The organism is Nonomuraea sp. NPDC050404, from assembly GCF_040655495.1.
GTDB lineage: Bacteria > Actinomycetota > Actinomycetes > Streptosporangiales > Streptosporangiaceae > Nonomuraea.
Genome location: NZ_JBFAKB010000002.1, coordinates 209,811 through 224,174, shown reverse-complemented (window position 1 = coordinate 224,174; position 14,364 = coordinate 209,811). Strand labels below are relative to the sequence as shown.

General features: G+C 69.9%; 11 protein-coding genes and 1 pseudogene. 5 read left to right on the top strand and 7 right to left on the bottom strand.

Annotated elements, in window-relative coordinates:
• Positions 1 to 283 precede the first annotated feature (283 nt).
• Positions 284 to 622: pseudogene (locus tag AB0I81_RS06265) on the bottom strand (STAS domain-containing protein); the annotation flags it as partial.
• A gap of 145 nt (positions 623 to 767) precedes the next feature.
• Here AB0I81_RS06265 and AB0I81_RS06260 point away from each other — a divergent pair.
• A complete protein-coding gene (locus AB0I81_RS06260) occupies positions 768 to 1,214 on the top strand; it encodes a helix-turn-helix transcriptional regulator (protein ID WP_360650847.1) in 447 nt (148 codons plus the stop codon).
• Between the two features lie 65 nt (positions 1,215 to 1,279).
• On the opposite strand, the gene AB0I81_RS06255 is transcribed toward AB0I81_RS06260, so the two are convergent.
• Both AB0I81_RS06255 and AB0I81_RS06250 read right to left on the bottom strand, forming a co-directional pair.
• Complete coding sequence (locus tag AB0I81_RS06255; protein WP_360650844.1) at positions 1,280 to 2,800, bottom strand: MFS transporter; 1,521 nt, start codon at positions 2,798 to 2,800, stop codon at positions 1,280 to 1,282.
• Positions 2,797 to 3,372, bottom strand: a complete 576-nt coding sequence (locus AB0I81_RS06250) for a TetR/AcrR family transcriptional regulator (RefSeq protein WP_360650841.1) — start codon at positions 3,370 to 3,372, stop codon at positions 2,797 to 2,799. The genes AB0I81_RS06255 and AB0I81_RS06250 overlap by 4 nt, the downstream gene beginning before the upstream one ends.
• Positions 3,373 to 3,513: 141 nt before the next feature.
• Here AB0I81_RS06250 and AB0I81_RS06245 point away from each other — a divergent pair, with 141 nt between their 5' ends.
• Positions 3,514 to 4,062, top strand: coding sequence for a TetR/AcrR family transcriptional regulator (locus AB0I81_RS06245; protein ID WP_360650838.1), 549 nt, complete (start codon positions 3,514 to 3,516; stop codon positions 4,060 to 4,062).
• Here AB0I81_RS06245 and AB0I81_RS06240 read toward each other — a convergent pair.
• Both AB0I81_RS06240 and AB0I81_RS06235 read right to left on the bottom strand, forming a co-directional pair.
• Positions 4,000 to 5,640, bottom strand: a complete 1,641-nt coding sequence (locus AB0I81_RS06240; RefSeq protein WP_360650835.1) for a wax ester/triacylglycerol synthase family O-acyltransferase — start codon at positions 5,638 to 5,640, stop codon at positions 4,000 to 4,002. The genes AB0I81_RS06245 and AB0I81_RS06240 overlap by 63 nt on opposite strands.
• A 145-nt stretch (positions 5,641 to 5,785) precedes the next feature.
• Entirely contained in the window at positions 5,786 to 6,832 is a 1,047-nt protein-coding gene (locus tag AB0I81_RS06235; protein WP_360650832.1) for a sulfite oxidase, read from the bottom strand.
• A 346-nt stretch (positions 6,833 to 7,178) separates the two neighbouring features.
• Here AB0I81_RS06235 and AB0I81_RS06230 point away from each other — a divergent pair, with 346 nt between their 5' ends.
• The gene (locus AB0I81_RS06230; RefSeq protein WP_360650829.1) at positions 7,179 to 7,574 is read left to right on the top strand and encodes a hypothetical protein; all 396 of its coding nucleotides are present in this window, start codon (positions 7,179 to 7,181) and stop codon (positions 7,572 to 7,574) included.
• A gap of 84 nt (positions 7,575 to 7,658) precedes the next feature.
• Here AB0I81_RS06230 and polX read toward each other — a convergent pair whose 3' ends face one another.
• Positions 7,659 to 9,338: a DNA polymerase/3'-5' exonuclease PolX gene (gene polX, locus AB0I81_RS06225; protein WP_360650827.1), complete on the bottom strand. Its 1,680-nt coding sequence runs from the start codon at positions 9,336 to 9,338 to the stop codon at positions 7,659 to 7,661.
• Between the two features lie 76 nt (positions 9,339 to 9,414).
• Entirely contained in the window at positions 9,415 to 10,386 is a 972-nt protein-coding gene (locus AB0I81_RS06220) for an aldo/keto reductase (RefSeq protein WP_360650824.1), read from the bottom strand.
• Between the two features lie 202 nt (positions 10,387 to 10,588).
• Between AB0I81_RS06220 and AB0I81_RS06215 the strand changes: the two genes are divergently transcribed.
• Positions 10,589 to 11,695 (top strand): histidine kinase, encoded by a 1,107-nt coding sequence (locus AB0I81_RS06215; protein ID WP_360650821.1) that lies wholly within the window; start codon positions 10,589 to 10,591, stop codon positions 11,693 to 11,695.
• 139 nt (positions 11,696 to 11,834) lie between these two features.
• Complete coding sequence (gene lanKC / locus AB0I81_RS06210) at positions 11,835 to 14,360, top strand: class III lanthionine synthetase LanKC (RefSeq protein ID WP_360650818.1); 2,526 nt, start codon at positions 11,835 to 11,837, stop codon at positions 14,358 to 14,360.
• The last annotated feature ends 4 nt before the right edge of the window (positions 14,361 to 14,364 follow it).

The window sequence follows — 14,364 nt, the reverse complement described above, 5'->3', positions numbered from 1 at the left end:
CTGGTCCCTGACCCTGACGCTTGGCTCCTGACGCCTGGTCCCTGACCCTGACGCCCGCCCTAACACCCGCTTTGTGCGCCCGGCCCGCTTGATCGCGGGCCGGAGGGCGTGGGCGGGTCGGCCGGGTCGGGCAGGTCAGCCGGAGGTCCAGCGAATCGGGCAAGTCGGGCAAGTCGGGCGGGTCAGGCAGAGGTCCAGCGGGTCAGGCGGGGAAGCCGTGGTCACGGCACCAGTCCGCGACGCTGCCCGCCTCGCCTTCGATGGTCTGCGTCCAGTGCGGGTCGGCGGTGATCGCGGCCTGGACCGAGTCGTGCGAGGCGAACACGGCGGTGAGCCCGGTGATCTTGAAGATGCGCGAGATGCGGTCCGTGGTCATCACGAGGGACAGCGACCCGTCCTGCGTACGCAGCCGCTTGAGCCCGCCGACGAGGACGCCCAGGCCGGTCGAGTCGAGGAACTCCACCGAGCTGAGGTCGGCGACGATGTGCACGACACCCTTGGCGGCGAGGTCGACCACCTGCTCGCGCAGCTTGGGGGCGGTGAAGACGTCGACCTCGCCGGAGATCTTGAGCACGGCACAGTCGCCGATCGGTCCGGCCACCTCAATGACGATGTCCTGCATTTCGCGCCTCACCATCGCTCGTGTCATCCACTACATTGACGGGGAACTCTCTGCATTTACACTACTGCGGTGAGCGAGCGCCTGTCAATGGCGGCCTGTCGGTGTCATCGTGCAGAATGACAACCGGGTTGGAGGGGTGAAGCGGATGCGGGTGGAAGAGGCCATCGGGCGGCAGATAGCCCGGCTGCGCGCGGAGCGCCGGATTTCGCTGACCGAGCTGGGCGAGGCCATGGGCCGTTACCTGGACAGGCCGTGGAGCCGCCAGGCCGTCCACCAGGCCGAGCGCGGTCAGCGGTCCTTCACCGCCGCGGAGCTGACCGCGCTGGCCCTGGTGCTGGACACGTCCGTGCCGGTGCTGTTCCGCGCCGAGGACGACGGGATCGAGCTGCCCGGCGGGGCCGTCTCGCCCGAGGACTACCGGGGGATCCTGCTGAACAGGGAGCCCGACATGCCGCTCGACGGGGTGGAGGAGCTCATCGTGGCCCTGCACGACATCGGGGAGGTGCTCGCCCGCCCCGCCCTGGCCCGCCTGGCCCGGATCGGCCGGGTGGCCGACCAAGTCGCGGGCCCCGACCACGGGCGGGACGGATGAACCCAGGGTCCAATGAGCCCAGGGGCTGGTGAGCCCAGGGGCTGATGACCCCGGAGGTGGATCGGTCAGTGGTGCTGGTCGGCTGAGGTCACGTCCAGGTCGCGGGGCGTGAGCAGCCACACCACGAGCGTGCCCGCCAGCATCAGCAGGGCGCCGATTCCGCTGGTCAGGACCAGTGACTCGGTGAACGCCGCCCTGGCCTGCTCCGCGATTCTCCCGCCTGCCGCGCCCAGCTCGGCGGCCAGGTCGAGTGCCCCGCCGAGCGACTCCCGTACGACCTCGCCGCCTGGCCCCGTGTACTCCACCCCGGCCCGGTAGACGGCGGCCGCGACGCTGCCCAGGACGGCCACGCCGAGCGCGCCGCCCACCTCGTAGCTGGTCTCCTCGATGGCCGCCGCGCTGCCCGCCTTGGCCGGCGGCGAACCGGACATGATCGCGGCCGAGGCGATCGCCAGCGAGCCGTTCCCGATGCCGATCAGCGTCAGGGCGATCGCGACCGGCCAGTAGCCCAGCGGGCTCGGGGCCGCGTACAGCAGCAGGAACGCCAGCGCGGTCAGCGCGAGCCCGCCCGCCAGCACCGTGCGGGCGCCGATGCGGCCGGCCAGCGCGGGGGCCAGCGGGGAGGCGACGATGGCGGCCAGCGCGGCGGGCAGCAGGCGAACGCCGGTCTCCAGCGGCCCGTACCCCTGCACGAGCTGCATCCACTGGGCCAGCAGCAGCAACACCGCGGCCATCGCGATCGACGTGGTCAGCGCCGTCACCACTCCGGCGGAGAAGGGCGCGCTGCGGAACAGCCTGACCTCCAGCAGCGGATCCGGCCTGCGCAGGCACCGCCGTACGAACCAGGTCAGCGTCACCACCGCCACGGCGGTCGCCACCAGGGCGGACGGGGAGGACAGGCCGTACTTGCCGATGTTCTTGACCGCGTACAGCAGCGCGACCATGCCCGCCATCGACAGCAGCGTGCCGAGCGCGTCCCATCGGCCGGGGGCCGGGTTCCTGGACTCGGGCAGCAGGAACAGCCCGGCGGCGATCGCGACCACCATGACGGGCACGTTCACCAGGAACGCCGAGTGCCAGCTGAAACGTTCCAACAGCAGCCCTGCCACGATCGGCCCCATCGCGGCTCCGACCGCGGCCATCGCGGCCCACACGCCCAGCGCGCGGGCGCGCTCGCCGGGGTCGGTGAACAGGTTACGGATCATGGACAGGGTGGACGGCATGATCATCGCGCCGCCGATGCCGAGCAGCGCCCGTACGAGGATCACCTCCAGGGCGCTGTCGGCCGCCAGCACCGCCAGCGAGGCCAGCCCGAACACCGCGAACCCGGTCATCAGCATGCGCTTGCGGCCCCACCGGTCGCCCAGCGCGCTCACGGTGACCAGCAGGCCCGAAAGGACCAGGGCGTAGGCGTCCACCATCCACAGCAGCTCGATCGAGTCGGGCCGCAGGTCCTCCGAGATGGCGGGCAGGGCCACGTTGAGAATGGTCATGTCCATGACCACGAGCAACACGCTGGCCGACAGTACGGCGAGGCCCGCCCAGCGTCGCCGGCTCGACGCGACGGGCGGCGTGGTGGTCTTCATGAGTCCTCATTCCTGACGGCGGCGCCGTGCATGAACGTGGTGAACACCAGCCGGGAGGCGTCCCGGCGGGCGATGTCGCCGCGGCTCAGGCTCTCGCGTACGGCGACGAGCAGGCCGAACACGAGGTTGCTGATCCAGCGGGCGGGCAGGTCGGCCCGGAGCAGGCCCGCACGCTGGGCCGCGGCGTAGAAGTCGACCTCTCGCTCCTCCAGCTCGTCGGTGCGTTGCCGCAGCTCCGGATGGTCGTCCAGGGCGTGGTCGGTCAGGCTGAAGCCGTACTCGTCCGCGACGTCGGCCAGTCCGGCCAGCAACGCGTGCAGGGCCGCCTTGATCGCTTCCGGGTCGCCGGAGGCGGTCGCTTCGAGCAGGCCGCTGTCCACCTGCGCCTGGGCCCACTGCTCGTTGGCGCGCCGGCCGAGGGCGAGCGTGAGGTCGTCGCGGCTGGTGAAGTGGCGGTTGAGCGTGGCCCTGCTGATTCCCACGGCCTCGGCGAGCTGCGCCATCGAGAGGGTCGGGTTCTCGTTGAGGTGGTGGATGGCGGCCGTGATGATCTGGTCGCGCGTTATGGCCATATAAGACATCCATGCAGTGAATGAGACGTATTTGTCTCATATGCTACAGGATTGTCTCTGATGGTGTGACGGCGCGGCAGGGTCCTCTGCCTTTCCCGGCATGGCGGTGCGGTCGCGGGTGGGGCTAGGGTGCGAGCTGTGGTGATCGGTGTCGCTGACGCACGCACGCGCATCCTGGACGCGGCGGAAGAACTGTTCGCGGGTGGCGGGTACGAGGCCACCCCGACCGCGGTCATCGCCAAGCTGGCGAGGGTGCCCAAAGGGCTGATATTTCACTATTTTCCACGCAAGATCGACGTGCTGGTGGCCCTCGTTGACGAGCGTACGCAGGTCGAGGAGGGCCACGAGATCGACGCCGTGCCCGGCGACCCGGCGGGCACGCTGTCCCGGCTGGCGCGCGTGTTGCCGCTGCGGGCCTCACCCGCGATGCGGCGCATCCTGTTCCGTGAGGCCGACACGCACGGCTCCGTCAAGGAGCGCCTCGGCCGCCTCAACGGCGAGCTGATCAGGCGTTCCAGGTTCGCGCTTGAGCTGGCGCTGCCCGGCGCGCGCGGGGACGCGGCCAGGCTGGAGGTGGCGGCGGCCACGTTCGCCGCCATCCTGCTCTACCAGGAGAACCTCTGCCAGCTAACGGGCCACCAGATCGACCCCGACGCCGTCGCGGAACTCATCGCCCACTCGCTCGTCTAGCAGTTCGTCGAGCGCGGTGCGCAGGTGCTCCAGCAGGCCCCACACGTCGTCCATACGATCGGGGCAGGCCACGATGCCGAAGTCCAGCATGCCGTCGTAGGAGAAGCAGGTGATGTTGAGGCCGCCGCTCATGTCGGTCAGCACCGACAGCGGATAGTAGGACAGGACCCGGCCGCCGCACAGGTACAGCGGGAACTGCGGCCCAGGGACGTTGCTGACGATGAGGTTGATCGGCGGGCAGGCCAGCCCCGCCAGCCGGAAGATCAGCGGTGTCGCCAGGCTCGTGACCGGAGCGGGCAGCACCGAGCACAACTCGCTCAGCCAGGTCGCCGGCGCCAGCGCGAAGCGCCGCTTGGCCTTCCCCATCGCGCTGCCCACTTCCCGCAGGCGTTCCCAGGGGTCGGGCAGGTTCGTGGGCATGGGGGCGACCATGGCCGAGATCTGGTTGCCCACCAGGTCCTTCGCCTTGGCCCGGCGTACCGCGACGGGCACGCCCACGATCAGCGGCGCCTCGGGCAGCGCGTCCCGCTCACGCAACCACGAGCGCAGGGCCGACGCGCACAGGGACATCACGACGTCGTTGACGCTGATGTCGTTGGCCTTGGCGACGTTCTTGACGTCCTTGAGCGACACCGAGCCGAAGGACAGGTGGCGGCGGGCGCTGATGGGGCCGTTGAGCCGGGTGCGGGGCACGGCGAGGTTCGGCAGCTCCGGGCGGTGGGGGCGGTGGCCGCTGACGATGCGGGCCGCCTGGGCGATCAGCTTCGCGCCGGGCAGGCCGGCGACGACCGGGATGGCGTCCAGGTCTCCCGCCGCCCTGACCACGGACTGGACCGAACGTACGGGGTGGATGGCGGTACGCAGGGCGGCCCCGGCCAGCATCCCCAGCAGACCGGGCGCGTCGTCGTGCCGATCGGGCTCACTGGTTGCGGCGGGCTCACCGGTTGTGGCGTGCTCACTGGCTGCCGAGCGGTAACCGGCTGCGGAGGGGGCATCAGCGGCGGAGGGATGGCCGGTGGGGGAGAGGGCGATGATGGGGGCGGTTGGGCCGCGGGGCTTCGGAGGGGTGCTGGGCGGTTGGGGGCGGCGGGGCGTGAGGTGGCCGTCCGGGGTCAGGTCGAGCAGGGTAGCGAGGGTCTCGGCGCCTGAGATTCCGTCGATCGCGGCGTGATGCACCTTGGTGTAGACGGCCACCCGGTCGCCCGGCAGCCCGTGGATCAGATGCATCTCCCACAGCGGATGCGCCCGGTCGAGCCGGCGGGCGTGGATGCGCCCCACGGCCTCGGCGAGTTGCCAGTCGTCCCCCGGCGCGGGCAGCGTCTGCTCGAAGAGGTGGTTGCCGATGTCGAAGCGGGGGTCGGGCGCCCAGTAGGGACGGTCCAGCCCGAGCGGCACCTCGGCCAGGCGCAGGCTGAGCGCGGGGGAGAGATGCACCCGATCCAGCAGGAGCCTGGCCAGCGCGTCCCTGTCGACCGAGCCGTTCGCCGAGTCGAGTACCGCCAGCCCGGCCACGTGCGCGGCGGTCGTCGTGGTCTCGACATTGAGGAACTGAGCGTCGAGTGCGGTCAGCTGGCGCATCGGCTCTCCTTTTCCCGTTGTTTTATGGGCAGCATCACATGATGGGATGTCGGGGAGGTTTCTGCGCGAGTCTTTCAGATGAATTCAGTCGCGCCGAACACGGGTAAAGGAAATCTCCAGCTCAGCCCGGATAGGTGACATTTTTCTATCCATTGACGACGTGAATGGGGTGTTGCACGACGGCGTCGAAGTGATATCCGAACGGATGCCGTGGAGTGGTGAGGGGCTGCGTGGCGCCGGTCTCGTCGGTGGCGCGGGCCATGAGCAGCCGGGTGCCCGTCTGCTGGGGCGCCCACTCGATGTGCCAGGGCAGCCAGGCTTTCACCAGGCGATGCCCGCGGTGCTCGGCCCCGCGCCAGCTCAGCCCGCCGTCGAAGCTGACCTCGACCCGGACGATCCTGCCTCGCCCCGACCAGGCCCGCCCGCGCAGGATGTGCGGCCGGGAGACCGGCAGGCGCGCATTCCATTGGAGTTCGAATGCGCTCTTCACCGGCTGCGTCGTGACGTCGGCGTAAAAGACCGTGTTCCACGGCGTGAAGAGCGGTGCCGTTGAAACTTCTATATCGCCAAGCCATTTGATGGACGCGATTCCCACCCATCCCGGCACCACCAGCCGCGCCGGAAATCCATGGTCGGGCGGCAGCGGGACGCCGTTCATCTCGTACGCGACGAGGACGTCGTCCAGGGCCTTGCCGAGCGGCAGCGGCCGGCGTACGTGCCCATGATCCTCGAACGGCGCGTCGAGCCCGGTGGGCAGCACGTCCACCGCCTCCGGGCGCACTCCGGCCTGGTCGAGCAGGTATCTGAGCGGCACCCCGCGCCACCGCGCCACCCCGATCGCCCCGAGGCCCCACTGCGTGCCGGGAGCGCCGTCGTGCTGCTGCGTCCGGTAGAAGCGCCGGCCGTTGCCCGCGCACTCGATCGCCACGTCGTACGTGCGGGAGGGCATGGCTCGCAGGTCCTCGTAGCCGAACTCGCGCGGACATCGCACTCCGGCGCCATGGATCCGCAGCCGCCAGGTCGTGGCGTCGATGAGCGGGGTGAAGGTGTGGTTCCTGACGAAGAACCGGTCGTTCGGAGTGTGATAGCCGAGGCCCGACATGGCCTCCCAGCGCATCTCGGCGCTGTTGCCGTGGACTCTGAACAGGTGGTCGGGCAGCGGTTTGACGATCGCCGCCGTGGCTTGCTTCATGGGGCATCACCTCGTAGTCCCTATTTCCTACCTGTAAACCATTTAATCTCCTCACGCTGCCGTCCGCTGCCCTTCATTGCCAAAATCTGCCCCGAACGGCACAGGAACGTTCCATCGCTCCCTCTACCCGAGCCCGCCCCACGCCAACGCCGCCTCCCCGCCCGCGCGCACGACCGCGGCGATCCAGGCAGCCGGGCGCTGCGGAGCCAAGGGAAGGTCTGGCCTGAGCCTGCTGGGCTCCACAGAAGCCCGAACACTAGGGCAAGCATCCGCATTTATGGCGTTAAGTCCGTATTTGCGAGAAGGGGCTTGGCCGACGCACGTTTCTTCGTAAGGGGGACTGCTCATGGGAACCGCAATCAGAACCTTCGCCGGCCTCGGAACCGCCGCCGCGCTCACGCTCGCCACGCTCACCACCACCCCGACCAGCCACGCCACCGCGAGCACCGCTCCAGTGAGCGCCGCCACCACAAGCAGCGCCGCCACCGCGAGCGCCGCCACCACGGATGCACGCCAGGCCCCGAGCTGCCGCTACGTCAACATGACGGACAACCCGGCCCCCATCAGGCTGGGCCCCGGCAAGAAGTACCGGAAGCGCGCCGAGCTGGCGCCGTCAGAAGACCCCATCCGCGCCACCTGCGCCGCCCGAGGCCGTGGCCGCGACCACTGGGTGCAGCTGAAGAGCGGCGAGCACAAGGGCCTCTGGGTCTGGCGCAACCGACTCCAGACCTGGAGCGGGTGACCCCGCGCACGGGGGCAGCAGCTCCGAATGAGACGACGGGCCCGTGAACGGGCAGCGGCCTCACCTGGATTCGGAGGGGGTTGGTCAGCGGCCCAGGAAGGACAGGAGGCGGTCCAAGGGCCAGGTGTTGATGATGTCGTCCGTGGTCAGCCAGGCCCGTTGCGCGATCCCCACCCCGAACCGCTGGTTCGCCAGGTGCGGGATCGCGTGCGAGTCGCTGTCGATCGAGAACTTCACCCCATGGTGCCTGGCCAGCCGCACCAGGTCGGACGGCAGGTCCGAGCGGTCGGGGAAGGAGTCGATCTCCATGGCGGTGCCGGTCCTGCCCGCCGCGCGGAAGACGGCGTCCCAGTCGGCGTCCACGGCGTCGCGCTTGCCGATCTTGCGGGTCGTGGGGTGGCCGATGATGTCGACGTACGGATTCTCGCAGGCGGTGATGAAGCGGCGGGTCATCTCCTCGCGCGACTGGTTGAAGTGCGAGTGCACCGAGGCCACGCACACGTCGAACTCGCGCAGCACCTCGGCGGGCCAGTCGACAGAGCCGTCGGGGGCGATGTTGAGCTCGGTGCCGTGCAGGAGGCGCATGTCGGGATATTTCCCTTGCAGCTCGGCCACCCGGCCCCGCTGCTCCAGTGCCTTGTCCAGGGTCATGCGCTGCATCGCCAGGTCGGGTGCGTGGTCAGTGACCGCGTAGTAGGCGTAGCCGCGGGCGTGGCCGGCCGCCACCATGTCCTCCAGTGAGGCGATGCCGTCCGTCAGGTCGGTGTGGGTGTGCAGGTCGCCCTTGAGGTCGGCCAGTTGCACCAGTTCGGGCAGTTCGCCGGCGAGCGCAGCCTTGACCTCCCCGCCGTCCTCGCGCATGGGCGGCGGCACGTACTGCATGCCGAGCGCGTCGTAGATGTCCTCCTCGGACTCGGCGGCGATCACCCGCTCGCCCTCGAACAGCCCGTACTCGGACAGCTTCCAGCCCTTCTTCACCGCCATCTCCCTGATGGCGACGTTGTGCTCCTTGGAGCCGGTGAAATACTGCATGGCCGCGCCCCACGAGCCGGCGGGCACCACGCGCAGGTCCACCTGCAGGCCGGACGTCGTGCGGACGGAGGTCTTCTTGTCGCCCGCGGCGATCACGTCGGCGACGTAGGGCTGGGCTCGGAAGTCGGCCATGATGGACTCGGGCGCGACCGCGAGGATGTCGATGTCGCCGATCGTGTCCTTCATCCGCCGCAGCGAGCCCGCATAGGCGATGCGCTCGGCTTGCAGCGAGCCCATCACCTGCTCGGCCAGGGACATCGCGACGCCGATGTGCACCCGCAGGCCGGACAGCTCAAGCTGTTCGATGCCCTTGAGCAGGTTGAGCAGGGTCTTCGGGCCGAGGCCCTTGACGCCGTCGAGGCGGCCGGAGTCGATCGCCTCGCGCAGCGCCGTGGTGGAGTCGATGCCGTAGTCCTCGAACAGCATGATCGCCGTCTTGGGGCCGAGCGTCGGCACCCTGGTCAGCCGCCGCACCCCGTCGGGAACGCGGCCCCGCAGGTCGTCGAGCTGCCGGAAGCTGCCCCGCTGGAGGAACTCCTCCATCTTCTTCGCGATCGCCTCGCCCACCCCGGGGACGGAGCGCACGTCGGCGACCGAGATGTCCTCGGGGAAACCGGCGATCGCCTTGGCCGCCTTCTGGTAGCTCCGCACCCGGAAGGCGTCGCCGCCGCTGAGCGCGAACAGCTCCGCGTATTCCTGCAGCGCCGCCGCCGCCTCCTCGTTTGCCCGCATGCCCATACCTTAGGGGCCCGCCCCGACAATTCCGGCCGCCGAACGGCGGCCCCCGAAAGCGCGCCTCCAGCGGTTCCTAGAAGCGCACCTCACGCGGCCGGTACGGCGCCTCCAGGAAGGCCATCTCCTCCTCCGACAACGACACCGACACCGCGGCCACCGCGTCGTCCACGTGCCGCTCCTTCGTGGCGCCCACGATCGGCGCGGTGACGCCCGGCCTGTTCAGCACCCAGGCCAGCGCCACCTGCGCGGCCGGCAGCGAGCGCGCCGCGGCCACCTGCGCCACCCGGTCGACGATCAGCTTGTCGCCGTCCGGTTCGTACAGGGCGTCGATGCGCTCGTCCGAGCCGGTCCTGGCCGTCGTGGCGGCCGAGGAGCCGGCCCTGGCCAGTACGCCGCGCGCCAGCGGGCTCCACGGGATCACGCCCACGCCCTGGTCGGCGCAGAGCGGCAACATCTCGCGCTCCTCCTCTCGGTAAAGGAGGTTGTAGTGCGGTTGCATCGCGACGAACTTCGTCCACCCGTTGACCTCGGCCACGTGCTGCGCCTTGGCGAACTGCCAGGCCCACATGCTGGAGGCGCCCAGGTAGCGGGCCTTACCCGCCCTGACCACGTCGTGCAGGGCCTGCATGGTCTCCTCGATGGGCGTCTCGTCGTCCCAGCGGTGGATCTGGTAGAGGTCCACATAATCGGTGCCGAGCCGCCGCAGTGAGGCGTCGATGGCGTCATGAATGTGCTTGCGCGAAAGGCCTCGGTCGTTGCGGCCCCGGCCCATCGGGAAATACACCTTTGTGGCCAGCACGTAATCCTCGCGCCTGGGAAAGATCGCGCGGAGCAGATCGCCGGTCACGACCTCGCTCTCGCCGGCGCTGTAGACGTCGGCCGTGTCGAAGAACGTCACACCGGCGTCCGCGGCCCTGCGCACGAGCGGCTCGGCCGCGTCCCGCGAGAGCGCCCATTCCTGCCGGTCGGGGTCGCCGTAGCTCATCATGCCGAGGCACACCCGGGAGACCTTCAAACCGGAGTTTCCAAGTCGCTGGTATTCCATGACGCTCACCTTATGACCTCCAATGTCTGGTTGACCAAGTGGGTGGACGGGAAGTCAGGCGTGTCCAAAAGCGGAAACGACCTTTACACGGGCGATGGTGATCGGGTCCTTTAGAGGAACGTTGCAAAACGGTGGGCAGCCTGGCGACGCGGCGGACCAGACGTATACCGGGGGTGAGGTGGAGGAAACACATCGTGGACTCGTGTCTTGGGCGCGTACCAAAATCGAGTTTCTGTCATCTCCGTACTGGGTGGGCGGCCTGGGCCTCGGGGCGGGGATCATGGGACTGGCGGGGGCTGTCCTGTCCGGGCTGGGCGAGACGGGATCGGCCATCGAAGGGGCCGTCACGCTGCTCGTCCTGCTGACGCTGCACGTCAGGTTCATCACCGAGACTCCGGCGCGCCGGGCGGGCTCGTGGTGGATCGTGGCCGTGCAGGCGTGGCTGACGTACCTGCCGCTGCCCGCGTTCGGGGCGGGCTGGACCCCGGTGTGCGGGCTGCTGGCGGGCGCCATGATGGTGATGGCGGGCCGGATTCGCTCGGTCGTGCTGGTGCTGCTGGCGCTGGCCTGCGGGCCCGTGATGCTGGCCGCGCCCGATTCCTCGGCCATCGATCCGCTCTGGGCGCTGTCGGCCCCGCTGGTCGGCGCGGCCGAGTACGCCATGGTGAGCCTGGCGAAGCGGGCCGGGCGGCTGGGCGAGGCGCGTACCGAGACCATGCGCAAGGCCGTCGCCCTGGAGCGCCGCCGCTTCACCCGCGACCTGCACGACCTGGTCGGGCACCGGCTGACGGTGCTGGTGCTGAAGGTGCAGTTGCTGGAGCGGCTGGTGGTCGAGGGGGACGCCAAGGCGCGGGAGGAGGTGGGCGAGACGCTGGAACTGCTGCGCAGTCTGTCGTCCGACGTGCGGGCGGTGGCCCACGGCCTGCGCAGCTCCACGCTGGCGGCCGAGCTGGGCTCGGCGCGCGCGCTGCTGGAGTCTGCGCGGGTGCGCTGCCAGATCAGGGTGGCCTGCCGGGATCTGCCGGGGGAGGTGGAGGAGGCGCTCACGCACGCCCTGCGTGAGGGGGTCACGAACGTGCTGCGGCACGCCGAGGCCCGCCAGTGCAGCGTGCATCTTCTGGAACGTGACCAGATGGTGCGCCTGACGATCAGGAACGACGGTGTGCGCCCGCCGCGCCGGCCGGGCGACGCCGGCCAGGGCCTGCTCAACCTGGCAGAACGCGTCGCCAGCCTGGGCGGCTGGCTGGAGGCGACCTCCTCCAGATCCGGTCAGTTCACCTTCAGCGTGTACGTCCCACGAAAGAAATAATCGCGCCCCCGTTATATTGTGAAGGATTCACAAATGGCCATTAAATAGGCATGTAAATCGTCTGAACAATGTGACTAGCCGGACGGCCTCCACGGCGGCAAGCTTTGAGCCAGCACACCGCCCTGGAGGTCCCCGCCAGATGGACAAGTACGAGCTGTATTGCCTTGTGGATCCGCGTTTCTACGACACGCTGGAGCACACCACGGCCGACGACGCCGACTTTCCCATTCTGCGCAGGCCGTTGCCCACCGGCTGGTCCACCGCCCTCACCGACACCTGGTGCTATTACGCCCCGGAGACCGAGACCCCGCTTCCCATGCAGGGCTGGAAGATTCACGTTTCCGCCCGTGTGGAAGACGCCGAAAAAGCCATCGAAACCATCTGGGACTACTGCCTGCCGCGCGGCATCGCATTCAAGTTCCTGCGTGGCATGCCGGTGCTCGTCATGGTGAACTCCAAGGCCGCCTCCAGAGCCTCCAGCGGCAAGCTCGTCACCATCTACCCGAGGGACGAGGCGCAGCTCGAACTCGTGCTCAAAGAACTCGACGAGTTGTTACGCGACGTGCGCGGCCCCTACATTCTCAGCGATTTACGCTACAACGAGGGACCTCTGTTCATCAGGTACGGCGGCTTCGCCGAGCGCCACTGCCTGTCCCCCTCGGGCGAGCGCGTGCTGGCCATGGAGGACGGGGACGGCCGGCTCGTGCCGGACGTGCGCGGGGCCACGTTCTCGGTGCCGCCATGGACGACCCTGCCCGCCTTCCTGGAGCCGCAACTCGCCGCGCGCAACGCCGTGACGACGTCCGGGCTGCCGTACGACATCGAGAGTGTCCTGCACTTCTCCAACGGCGGCGGCGTCTACCTGGGGCGCGACAGGCGCACCGGCGAGCGCGTGGTGCTCAAGGAGGCCAGGCCGCACGCCGGGCTCGACGCGGCGGGACGCGACGCCGTCGCCCGCATCGAGCACGAGCGCGACGTGCTCGAACGCCTGTCGGGGCTGCCCGCGGCGCCGGCCCTGCTCGACTACTTCACGCTCGGCGAGCACCGCTTCCTCGTCGAGGAGTTCGTGGACGGCACGCCGCTCCAGCGCCGCCTGGTGCACCGCTACCCGCTGACCAGGGGCACCTGCACCGAGCGGGACCTGGCCGAGTACACCGACTGGGCGGTCGAGACCCTGGACACCGTGGCGGCGGCGGTCGGCTCGCTGCACGAGCGCGGGGTCGTCTTCGGCGACCTGCACCCCGACAACATCCTGCTGACCGACGACGGCCGGGTGGCGCTGATCGACTTCGAGGTCGCCACGAAGGCCGAGGACCGTGGCCGCGCCGCGCTCGCCCATCCGGCCTTCGCCGCCCCCGCCGACCGCCAGGGCGTGGAGGTCGACCAGTACGCGCTGGCCTGCCTGCGCCTGGGCCTGTTCGCCCCCCAGTGCACGATCATGTTGCCGCTGCACCGGCCCAAGGTCACCCACCTCGGCGAGATCGTCAAGGAGACGTTCCCGGTGCCCGCCGGCCTGATCGACGGAGCCGTGGACACCATCGCCGGCCAGGAGCGCGACGGCACCCCCGTGCCCATGCCGGGCGAGGCGGAATGGCCGGACCTGCGCGACGCCATGGCCAGGGCCATCGTGGCCAGCGCCACGCCGGAACGCGACGACCGGCTCTTCCCCGGCGACGTGGCCCAGTTCCAGCCCGGCGGCGGGCTCAACCTCGCCCACGGCGCGGCCGGCGTACTGTTCGCCCTGGCCGGGGCCGGGCTCGGGCCCTATCCCGAGTATGAGCGCTGGTTACGCGAGCGCGCGCTGCACCCCGTACGAGGCTCCGGCCTGGGCCTGTATGACGGCCTGCACGGGATCGCCTACGTCCTGGGCCTGCTCGGCCACCGGGATGACGCGCAGGACCTGATCGAGATGTGCCTGCGGGAAAGATGGGACCGCCTGGAATCGGCGCTCATCTCCGGACTGTCCGGCATCGGGCTGAACCTGCTGCACTTCGGGCACACCGAACTCGCCATGCGCGCGGTGGACATCTGCGCCGAGCGGCTCGGCACCCCCGTGCCCGAGATCAGCGGCGGCACCAATCCGCGCGCCGGGCTCATGCACGGCTCCTCAGGACCCGCCCTGCTGTTCCTGCACGCCTACGAGCACACGGGCGAGGCGTCGCTGCTCGACCTCGCGGCCACCGCGCTGCGTCAGGACCTGCGGCGCTGCCGGCACTCGGAGGACGGCTCGCTGCAGGTGAACCAGGGGTGGCGGCTGCTGCCGTACCTGGACGAGGGCTCCGCGGGGATCGCGCTGGTGCTTGAGCGCTACCTGCGGCACAGAACCGACGAGGTGTTCGCGACGGCGCTGGCCGAGCTGCGGCTGGCGGGACGCGCGGGCTTCTTCGTACAAGCAGGGCTGTTCACCGGGCGGGCCGGCCTCATCGCGGCCGGCGCCGGGGACGTGCCCGAACTGGTGAAGGGGCTGAGGTGGCACGCGCTGCCGCACGCCGGGGGCCTGGCTTTCCCCGGCGACCAGCTCCTGCGCCTGTCCATGGATTTCGCGACCGGAACGGCCGGCGTGCTCTTCGCCCTCGCCTCGGCGATGGGTGATGAACCCTGCCCACTGCCGTTCCTGGAGGCCCCCTCCGGGCCTGCTCCCTCGATACCGCGAAAGGAGGTGTAAAGAC